The sequence below is a fragment of the Calditrichota bacterium genome, assembly GCA_016867835.1.
In the GTDB taxonomy this organism is placed as follows: domain Bacteria; phylum Electryoneota; class AABM5-125-24; order Hatepunaeales; family Hatepunaeaceae; genus VGIQ01.
The window spans coordinates 1-3,286 of sequence record VGIQ01000174.1; the positions used below are offsets into that span (position 1 = coordinate 1).

Consider the following 3,286-nt stretch of genomic DNA (forward strand, 5'->3'; position numbering starts at 1 on the left):
GCGCAACATCGCTATGATGAGGCGATAGCCGGCTTTGAGGCGATCATAGATAATGCTGACTGCCGGGCGGACAGCGTCTTTGCGGTGATCGACGCCGGGACGCTGCATTTGGAAGCGCAGGAGTGGGCTCAGCGGGATACGGTTGACCGGGTGCGCTCGGTGTTTGGAAGCCGGCAGGAACTTAGTCCGGTGAGTTATGAAGCGCACCGGAAGCGGACGGATGAGTTGCTGGCAATGCTCGGCGGCGGCGAGTTCGCCGGGCGTCCGACGGTTCCGACCGAGTATTTCTTGCGTCAGAATTACCCTAATCCATTCAATGCGGTGACGCGGATCAGTTATGGGCTGAAGGAAGACGTGGCGGTGAAGGTGAAGGTGTTTGACGTTCTTGGTCGAGAAGTGATCACATTGGTGGATGCTCCGCAACGTGCAGGCTACTACACAGCGCTATGGTCGGGACGAAATGCATCGGGAACATCGGTCGGATCGGGGGTCTATTTTTGCCGTATTGAAGCGGGAGCATTCAACAAGTCGATGAAGATGACGTTGGTGAAGTAATGACGTTTTCGGCATGTTGCCAACTCGATTTTGCATACGCGAATTATGGGTGAATCGAGCTCGACGACATCCCGTTGCGTGTGCAAGATGGCGCGATTCGGAATTATCTCGTGGACAAGTCACTGAATCCAACGTTCAGCGGTCAATCGTTGTTCTTCGCGCTTTGCTCCAGTGTGTAAACGGCGGTTGAACAGTGCGGCGGGTGACGCGGAGCTCGGAGTTAATTGACCAGGGCAAGGCGACATCAACAGATCAAAATGAGGGAATCAAATGAACGAACGTTATCAATATCTTTCACTTGCAGCCCTACTTCACGATATCGGCAAACTGGGGCAACGAGCGCACGAGTCTGGCAAAGGTCTTTCCTCTGAATCAGCTCGCCTTGAAGACCTGATTTGCCCATTCAATCGGAAGGGCAGATACCGGTCTCACAAGCACGTACTCTATACCCATGAATTTATCCTGCTTGTCAAAGACCACCTTCCAAGTGCGTTTAACATCACCGAACTTGCTCTCCTCGCCTCTCGCCACCACCAGCCGGAAAGCGACGACGACCACCTGCTCGCGCGTGCCGATCATCTCGCCTCCGGATTAGAGCGTCCGGCGGTCGAGGATGCCTATGGCGAGCGGCAGTCCTCCGCCCAGTTCCGACGTATTCGGCTGAATCCCATTGCCGCGCGGATTTGCATTGAGGAACCATCTTCAACTCAGAAAACGCACGTTGTCGCGGAATGGGATGATAGAAGTTCAGTCTTGTTCCCGCAGCAGCACGTTGACGCCGACCTTACTTCCGAAATGCAAAACCTTTGGGAGGTTCTTCTAACCAAGGTCAAAGCGTATGATTGCCGCGACTTCTGGTCATTCTATTCCAGACTCTATTCCGATATGGAAGCGACAATCTGGTCGGTGCCTGCCGCAACGAACATTCCCGATCCGGATGTATCGCTTTTCGACCATTCGCGCGCGGTGTCGGTGATTGCGGGATGTCTGACATTGGCCGAAGATCAGGGCACTCCGTTCATTCTGGTTGCCGGCGATTTCAGCGGAATTCAGAGCTTCATCTATGACCTAAAATATGTTGTCGAGGCGGAGGATGACATGAGCAGGAAGGGATTTGCTCGCAGACTGCGCGGTCGTTCCCTTGGTGTGCGGCTATTCACCGAGCAGGCTGCGCTTCACTTCCTGAAGCGACAAAGATTGACCGTAGCCCATCGCATTATGTCCGCCGGCGGAAAACTCTATCTTCTATTGCCCAATCGTAGCGACATCAGGCAGGAACTTGTCGCAATGCAGTATCGGATTGAGGAGTGGAGCCTGAACCGTAGCCACGGGCGCATCCGCTTCAACTTCGCCTCACTGAGTCTGACAGATGGTGATTTGGTCAACTTTCCCGAAACCATCAGCCGTTTGAATTCAGACCTGGCTGAAACCGCACAGCGAAGCCTTTCGCGTGTACTCATGCATAACCACTGGCAATCTTCCCAATTCCTTTTGCCGCAGATTGAACCAGAACAGCACGAAACCTCCGGCGATCCCTTCAAGGAAATCGACCAGGACTGGGGCACCAAATTGCCCAAGTCACAATCCATCGCAATGATGCTCGACCGCGAGAGCAATCAACCGTTGCCCTTCGCATCATTGCGGATGGCCGGGGCGGAGCAAAGCCTTCCCGAAACATCCGACCAGGTTCTGCTTTTGAAGGGTGAACCACCCTCCGGGAGATTCGCCTATCAACGCAGCCGAATCGCACGCTATGTTCCCACCGACACCGACGGCGATCTGCTGACCTTCGAGAAAATCGCGGCCAAGGCAAAGGGACGGCAGGCCTTGGGCTTCATCAAAGCCGATGTGGACAATCTTGGGAAATTGTTCCGATTCGGATTCCGAAATTCCGACTCCTTCTCCCACGTCGCCACCCTCAGCCGGATGCTGGAAGGATTCTTCGGCGGATATGTGGAAGAACTTGTCAGCACGGAATTCCCCCACATATATTTAGTCTATTCGGGGGGCGACGACCTGGCTGCGGTGGGCCCCTGGGACCAAGCCATCGCATTCATCCTCAAACTGCGCGAGGAGTTCATGCGCTTCACCTGCGGGAACAAACACTGGGGATTCTCGGCAGGTATCTGCATTGGCCATCACCACATGCCGATCTTGGCGGCTATGGAAGAGGCTGGTCGGCTGCTGGATGACGCAAAGGATAGGACGATCGAAGACGGGCATCGGGTCAAGGATGCCCTGTGCGTCTTTGGTGAAGTCCTCTCCTGGCAAACTGCCGCCGCGGGTATGCAAACAGGTATACAAATCATGCAGTGGATGGATGAAGACCAACTCTCCACAGGTCAGGTGCGTCGGCTCTTGGAATATGCTTCCCGGCAAAGGCTTTATGCGCGAACGCACAACAACAATCACCTCCGCTACATCACCGATTTGGTCTGGGATTTGAAGCGAAACTGGAAGCTGGATAGCGAATCTCTGAAGTGGGCGCAACAACTGCTCAATCCTGCCTGCGAAGAGTTCCAATGGCTCAACTTCAGCCTTCAATATGCGCTCATGGCAGCGCGAAACAAAGAAACATAGAGGAAAACTGTGACGCCAAACTACCACCAACAGAGCGGCGGTTATCAGGGTCCGCATCGCCGCGAAGACTCCCGACAGGGTTCTACACCCGTAGATGTTCTCCCCGACAGATGCGTCATCAAGGAGTCCTTCTACGAGGATAAGAAATCCA

The 3,286-nt window shown here is 54.4% G+C and carries 2 protein-coding genes; both read left to right on the forward strand.

What is annotated here, in order from left to right:
- A partial coding sequence (locus tag FJY67_11685) for a T9SS type A sorting domain-containing protein (GenBank protein MBM3330110.1) occupies positions 1-555 on the forward strand: 555 nt, incomplete at its 5' end.
- 270 nt (positions 556-825) lie between these two features.
- On the forward strand, positions 826-3,135 hold the full coding sequence (locus FJY67_11690) for a hypothetical protein (protein ID MBM3330111.1): 2,310 nt from the start codon (positions 826-828) through the stop codon (positions 3,133-3,135).
- Positions 3,136-3,286: the final 151 nt, after the last annotated feature.

What these genes read in the sequence shown, in the direction of transcription:
- FJY67_11690 (MBM3330111.1), top strand. Translation starts at nt 826, where the DNA reads ATGAACGAACGTTATCAATATCTTTCACTTGCAGCCCTACTTCACGAT.